This is a genomic window from Halomonas sp. AOP7-B1-5 (assembly GCF_052353045.1).
GTDB classification, from domain to species: Bacteria; Pseudomonadota; Gammaproteobacteria; order Pseudomonadales; family Halomonadaceae; genus Vreelandella; species Vreelandella colorata.
Genome location: NZ_JBQTDC010000041.1, coordinates 23,194 through 29,980, shown reverse-complemented (window position 1 = coordinate 29,980; position 6,787 = coordinate 23,194). Strand labels below are relative to the sequence as shown.

Sequence of the window (6,787 nt, the reverse complement as noted above, 5' to 3'; positions counted from 1 at the left end):
CTGCTTTGATAAGCCTCACGGGGTTAGCAGGTCACTGCTCCTCCGTTGCGTCGGCAATTTCCTCTTCAAGCCGACGCTTAACGGCACCCGGCGAGCCGGTATGACGGGCCAGTAAATCATAGGCGACGGGAACCACGAACAGCGTAAACAGCGTGGCCGCGCCAACGCCTGCCATGATCACTGTGCCAATTACTAACCGTGACTCTGAGCCAGGGCCGCTGGAGATGATCAGGGGTATCGCGCCTGCCATGGTGGTAATTGCGGTCATTAAAATAGGCCGAAGGCGGGTAACCGATGCCTCTATGAGCGCTATATGAAACGTTTTGCCTTCATCACGAAGCTGGTTGGCAAACTCCACAATCAAGATACCGTTTTTGGCGGCCAAGCCAATTAGCAGCACCAGGCCGACCTGGCTATAGATATTAAGCGACTGCCCGGTTAGCAGTAGCGCCAGCAAGGCACCGCTCATGGCAAGCGGTACCGTCAGCATAATCACAAACGGGTGGATAAGGCTTTCAAACTGCGCCGCCAGAACCAGAAATACCACGACCGCCCCCAGCACCAGTAGGAAGGTGGTTGCCCCACTTGCCTGCTGAAAGTCACGAGAGGGGCCTGCCACGTTGGTTTGTGCTTCCTCGGGTAGCAGAGTGTCGGCGGTTTCCTGTAGGTAAGTCAGCGCTTCACCGAGCGGATAGCCATCGACCAGATTGGCCTCAATGGTAATCGCCCGAACGCGATCAAAACGGTTCAACGTGCTGGCTCCGGCAAAGTCGGAGAGGGTGACCAGACTGGCCAGCGGGATTAATTGACCAGAGCGTGCCGAGCGCACCTGTATATTGTCTAGGGCGCGGGGGCTATTTTGGCGACCGCGATCACCTTCGACAATCACATCGTACTCTTCGCCGTCATCTACATAGCGAGTCACATTGCGCCCGCCCAGTAGTACCTCTAGCGTTCGGCCTATTTCAGTGACGGTGACGCCTAAGGCGGCGGCACGCTCGTAATTGATCTCGACGCTAAGCTGGGGTTGAGTCTCGTTGTAGTTACTTTCCAGGGCGGTAAGACGTGGATTATCTTCACGCACATAATCCATCAAGGTGGTTCGCCAGCGGGCAAGCTCTTCGTAAGTGCCACCGCCAAGAACAAACTGCACGGGCTTTTGGGTACGCTGCCCAAACCCTTGGCGCATTACCGGGAACGCCTGAACACCGGGTAGCGAACGCAGTAATTCGCGCACGTCATCCATTACCTCCCAAGCGCTACGGCGACTGCCCCAGTCGGTCATGTTAATAATGATGAAACCGCTGTTAAAATTTTCGATATTACCAAAGCCGCGCGGGGCGCGTACCACCACACGCTCAAGCTCACCCGCGTCTATGAAAGGAGTCAGGCGTGTTTCGATTTCATCCATGTAATCCATCATGTAATCGAAGGTGGCCCCTTCAGGGCCATTCACCAGCACAATGAAGTTGCCGCGATCCTCTTGAGGCGTGTACTCATTAGGCAGCTGGGTGGCAAGCCAGGCGGTGGCAGCCATTAACAAAGCGAAAAGCCCAACCACCAGCCAGCGGCGTGCCAGTAACCATTCAAGTATGTGCTGATAATGTTGCTGAGTGCCGTTAAGTAGCCGCTGTACGCCTCGGCCAATAGCGCTATCGTGCATGCCTGGCTTCAGAATCTTGGATGCCATCATGGGGGTTAGCGTAAGGGCGAGTAGTGTCGAGAAGACAACGGCGGATGCCATGGTAAGCGCAAACTCGGAGAACAGGCGGCCGATATCGCCCTGCAGCATACTTAACGGCACAAATACCGCGACCAGCACGAGAGTGGTAACGATAACCGCAAAGGCAATTTGTCGCGTGCCTCTAAAGGCCGCCACCAGCGGCGTTTCACCGTAGTCGTGCATCCGGCGATTGATATTCTCCAGTACCACGATAGCGTCATCGACAATCAACCCAATCGCCAGAACTAAGGCGAGCAAGGTAAGCAGGTTGATTGAAAAGTTCATGGCGGCAAGCGCGATAAACGCACCGATAACGGCGATTGGCACGGTAACGGCAGGCACTAGCGTGGTGCGTAAATTCCCCAGGAACAGAAAGATAACGATGACCACCAGGCCCATGGCGATAAACAGGGTCATTACCACCTGTTCAATCGCCCCAGAAACAAACACAGAAGCGTCGTAGTTCAGGGTAAGCGTCATACCCTCCGGTAGTGTATTCTGAAGGCGCTCAAGCTCACGCTGAACGGCGCTGGAAAGCTCGATGACATTCGCCGTCGACTGCATGATCATACCCAGCCCGACCATCGGAATGCCATTGGCTCTAAACACCGAGCGATCTTCGACCGAGCCGACTTCTACCCGCGCGACATCCGCCAGACGTACCAAATAGCCGTTATCCCCTTGAGTAAGTGATAGGCGTTTAAAGTCATCGGCGGTTGCGAAGCTGCGCGGTAGGCGAACGATGAACTGGCGGTCTTGCGATTCGATCGAGCCTGCTGGTAGCTCAACGTTTTCTGCGCGGAGCGCATCTTCAATATCGCCTACGGTCAAGCCCCGGGCAGCAAGCGCGTTACGGTCAAGCCATACACGCATGGCGTAGTCTCGGCCACCGCCGACGCGAACGCGGGCGACCCCCGGCTGAACAGATAGGCTATCGACCAGAAAGCGGTTGGCGTAATCGGTAAGCTCGGTAATTGAGTAGTCGGCGCCTGAAAGGCTCAGCCATACGACAATTTCCTCGCTGCTGTCCGCCTTGGTGACTTCCGGAGTATCGGCATCGTCTGGCAGGTTACGCAAGGCGCCTGAGATGCGATCCCGAATATCGTTCGCGGCAGCGTCGATATCCATTTCAATGCCAAATTCGATTTCAACGCGTGAGCGGCCGTCCTCGCTTTGTGAGGTAATTAGCTCGATGCCCTCGACGCCAGCAATTCGATCTTCCAACACCTGAGTAATCCGCGTTTCGACCACATTGGCGGCGGCCCCGGGGTAGCGAGTATCAATACTGACAATCGGAGGGTCTACAGTAGGGTATTCCTGCAGTGGAAGCCGGTTAAGCGCGAGTAAACCAAAAGCGATAATCAGCGCGGCAATCACCATGGCGAGCACGGGCCGCTGAACGGAAATATCGGATAGGCGCATTAGCGATCAGCCTCCAGCAAGGCGCGGATATCCGTTTCACCATCCATGATGCCTAACAGGCGTACTTCGAGGCCGTCTCTTGCCAGCTGCAGGCCATGTACGACCACTAGATCGCCTGCGTTAATACCTTCGAGAATTTCGACCTGGCCATAGCGCCGCTCGCCAATCACGACCTCGTGTCTTTCAAGGCGTGGGGCATCACCGCTTTGGTCGATCAGCATTACATAGTGCTGGTCACCACTGGGTTCGAGTGCCGCTTCCGGCAATACCACCGCATCCCGTACGCGCTGCTGAACGATTACTTCCATCAGCATCCCGTACGCGCTGCTGAACGATTACTTCCATCAGCATCCCTGGGCGCAGGCGCATGCCTGGGTTTTCCAGCACGGCGCGAACGCTGACGCTTCGCGAGACAGGATCGATGCGCGTCCCGATGCTGGCGATTTCTCCGCTAAATACTTCATCAGGGTAGGCCGCCGTAGTGGCGCTTAGTGTAAGCCCCTTTGAAAGGCGTCCTAGAAAGCTTTCGGGAACGCTAAAGTCGAGCTTCATGACGTCGAGCTTATCGAGCGTGGCAAGCTCCATGCCGGGTGTGACCAGCGTGCCCGTGCTGATGTTACGAAAGCCCACCCGACCGCTAAACGGGGCTTTAATCTGGTAATTGGTAAGGCGAGCTTCAAGCGCCTGGATATCAGCCTGTGTTTGGCGAAGCTGTGCTTGAAAGTCTTCTACATCCGCGCGGGCGGCCAGATTGCGATCCTGCAGTTGGGTGGCGCGGCCAAGCGCGTTACGCCGCTCGTCACTTATGGCCTGCGCGGAACGCAGTAAAGCTTGTTCTTCGGTATCTTCCAAGCGTACCAGCAGCCGCCCCTGTTCGACCTGTTCGCCATCTTTAAAGTTAATTTCGGCAACAATCTCGGTTACCGTGGCCGATAGCGTAACGCTTTCATCGGCACGCAGGGTGCCCAATGCTTCTAGCGGGTCGGACCAGGTGGTTGCTTCAGCACGGCTGCCAATAACGGGAAGCGCTGCCTGCCCGGATGTTTGTGCCAGCGTGGGCCCGGAAAAAACCAGAATGAATGACAAAAGCAAAAACGGTCGGACATACGCGGACATAAGCTTCTCAGTATTAGGCTCGGAGGCGGTTTGTTAACCCAGGAAAGGTTGGCCTTCCCCTCGAGTGTGCGTCTGATGACGCCTTCTATGCTCTCCAGCAGCTATTAAAATACGGTCTTGGTTAGCGTTTTTGTAAGGTGCAATGAAGCGTGAAGAAAAATTTTATTACTGCCTTGAGCTGTTAAAATGCGGTTTTTTACACCCTCCCAAGAGCTATTTTCTATGGTTTATGATGTCGTGGTTATCGGCGCCGGTGCGGCTGGCTTAATGTGTGCGGCACAGGCCGGTTACGCAGGCCGACGTGTGCTGATAATTGACCACGCCAACAAAGCAGGTAAAAAGATACTCATGTCAGGCGGGGGCCGCTGCAACTTTACCAATCTTGGCACGACACCTCAGCATTTTTACTCTGAAAATCCGTATTTTTGTATTTCTGCGCTAAAACGTTACCGCCCCGAACACTTTGTGGAGCTGGTTGACCGGCATGGCGTGGAGTACGTTGAGAAAGCGCCCGGCCAACTATTTTGTGCAACGTCTGCCAAAGAAATCGTACGTGTATTATGGACTGAATGTGAGTGGGCAGGCGTTGAAGTAAAGCTTAATACCCAGATCACGAAGGTCGTGAGGCAAGGCGAGGGTATGCGTCTTTCTACCTCAATCGGGGTTATTGATGCCGGGGTAGTGGTAGTGGCAAGCGGTGGTTTATCCATACCGACCATGGGCGCCACCGGGTTTGGTTATGAGCTTGCCCGCCAGTTTGGTCTGGAGGTATTGCCTACTCGAGCAGGGCTGGTGCCATTTACCTTGAGTGATTTCTGGAAAGACCGCAGTGCAAAGCTTTCAGGGGTCAGTTTGCCCGTGGCGGTTAGCTGTGCCGGGCGGCGTTTTGTCGAGCCCATGCTGTTTACCCATCGCGGGCTGTCGGGGCCTTCCATGCTGCAAATATCCAGCGTATGGCAGCCAGGTTCGCCCATTGAAATTGATCTACTAGCGAATGAAAATGCCGCGGATTCGCTACGCGAGGCACGTAAGATAACCCCTAAGCGTCAACTCTCGACCTGGTTAGGCGAGCGTTTCCCCAAACGATTTGCCCAGGCGCTCCTGGAGTGGTATCCCGACTCAAACCAGCTCAAGCCATTAGCCCAATACAGCAATGATGAGTTGGATCAATGGGCCGGTCGGCTTAATCAATGGCAGCTCAAGCCCGCAGGAACAGAAGGGTGGCGTACCGCTGAGGTGACTATGGGGGGAGTCAATACGGATGCGATATCATCTAAAACGTTTGAAGTAAAAGATCTGCCTCAACTGCGTTTTATAGGGGAAGTGCTGGACGTGACCGGTGAGCTTGGCGGGTATAACTTTCAATGGGCGTGGGCGAGTGGGGTTGCCTGTGGTCAAGCTTGCTAAATCGCATGATGCGACCTTGCAAGCTTAGTTAGAACGGTACTGGCAGTAACAAACTTAGGCAATGACGCACCTCGATAGTAACGGATGCAGCTGTCGGCCAGCTTAGGTGGCAATTTTTGCCAGGAGTTTTAGCTTGCGAAACAGCATGTAGCCCGCAAGCCCTTTTCTGCCAGCCGCCATTATTCCACCTGGGCGTCGTACGAGCTTATATGCCAGTAGGCCGCCCGCCGCATACAATGGCAGTTTAATACTGCGCCAGCTTTGATCGAGCGGCGATGCCGAGCGCTGCAGATATTCGCTACATACTAAAATATCTACACGCTGCTGCTCTAGCTGAGCCAGCAACGCCGCTTTACGTTCAGCACGGCTGGGCGGATTAACGCTCTTGTCGGTTTGCTTCATCTCCGTTCACCTCAAGCAGAGCACGATCGGCCGCTAGCTGTTTAAGCGTTTCTTTTAGCAGCGTATGGCGCTTGGCCTGGCGAACACCAATGGCTGCCAGCAAGAAGCTAGCCGCTAACAGTACGCCTGCGCTTCCACCAATCGCCAATAGTCGGTAGGAGTCCCAAAAGATCACTACGATAAGAGCCGTTAATGTAGCAACGCCCAATAGCAGTAGCAGTAAGCTGGCACCCAATAAAAGAAACAGCGTGAACAGGCGGGCGCGTTCTTCTTCAAGCTCTAAAACCGCCAAACGCAGGCGGGTTTCACTGTTCGCAACCAGTGACTTCAGCAAGCGTTTGGCGGCAGAGAATACGCGTTGGGTTGGACCCAAAGACATTAGCGGCGTCCGAGCAGCATACCTACCAATACACCAACAGCGGTGCCGATACCGATGCTAGACCACGGGTTTTCATGAACGTAACGGTCACAGCAATCTACTTGTTGTGAAATCGTTTCACGGGTGTCGTCATAGATACGCTCACCGCGTGCTTCAAGGCGCGCACGTGCAGTTTTAAGACGTCCCTCTGCACGAGTACGAAGATCGTGCATTTCACTGCTGGCGTCTTTTGACGTGGCTTTAACCAGCTCTTCTACCGTGTCGCTTAAATGACGCAGATCTTCTTTCCATTGATCAGCGCTGTTATCAGTACCAAATTGACGCTTAGCCATTTTGTC

5 protein-coding genes and 1 pseudogene are annotated in these 6,787 nt (G+C 54.5%); 1 reads left to right on the top strand and 5 read right to left on the bottom strand.

Annotation, left to right across the window (positions count from 1 at the left end):
- Positions 1–31 precede the first annotated feature (31 nt).
- Together ACT3XD_RS16490 and ACT3XD_RS16485 are read right to left on the bottom strand one after the other, a co-directional pair.
- Positions 32–3,145, bottom strand: coding sequence for an efflux RND transporter permease subunit (locus ACT3XD_RS16490; protein ID WP_192539209.1), 3,114 nt, complete (start codon positions 3,143–3,145; stop codon positions 32–34).
- Positions 3,145–4,261 (bottom strand): annotated as a pseudogene (locus ACT3XD_RS16485) (efflux RND transporter periplasmic adaptor subunit). The gene ACT3XD_RS16490 and the pseudogene ACT3XD_RS16485 overlap by 1 nt, the downstream one beginning before the upstream one ends.
- A gap of 222 nt (positions 4,262–4,483) precedes the next feature.
- Between ACT3XD_RS16485 and ACT3XD_RS16480 the strand changes: the two are divergent.
- A complete protein-coding gene (locus ACT3XD_RS16480; RefSeq protein WP_192539210.1) occupies positions 4,484–5,668 on the top strand; it encodes an NAD(P)/FAD-dependent oxidoreductase in 1,185 nt (394 codons plus the stop codon).
- 102 nt (positions 5,669–5,770) lie between these two features.
- Here ACT3XD_RS16480 and ACT3XD_RS16475 read toward each other — a convergent pair whose 3' ends face one another.
- The 3 genes from ACT3XD_RS16475 to ACT3XD_RS16465 are packed head-to-tail and all read right to left on the bottom strand — an operon-like array spanning position 5,771 to position 6,781.
- Positions 5,771–6,070 (bottom strand): YqjK family protein, encoded by a 300-nt coding sequence (locus tag ACT3XD_RS16475; RefSeq protein ID WP_192539211.1) that lies wholly within the window; start codon positions 6,068–6,070, stop codon positions 5,771–5,773.
- Complete coding sequence (locus ACT3XD_RS16470) at positions 6,045–6,449, bottom strand: phage holin family protein (protein ID WP_192539212.1); 405 nt, start codon at positions 6,447–6,449, stop codon at positions 6,045–6,047. Before ACT3XD_RS16470 ends, ACT3XD_RS16475 begins: the two co-directional genes overlap by 26 nt.
- Positions 6,449–6,781: a DUF883 family protein gene (locus tag ACT3XD_RS16465; RefSeq protein ID WP_192539213.1), complete on the bottom strand. Its 333-nt coding sequence runs from the start codon at positions 6,779–6,781 to the stop codon at positions 6,449–6,451. The genes ACT3XD_RS16470 and ACT3XD_RS16465 overlap by 1 nt, the downstream gene beginning before the upstream one ends.
- Positions 6,782–6,787 lie beyond the last annotated feature (6 nt).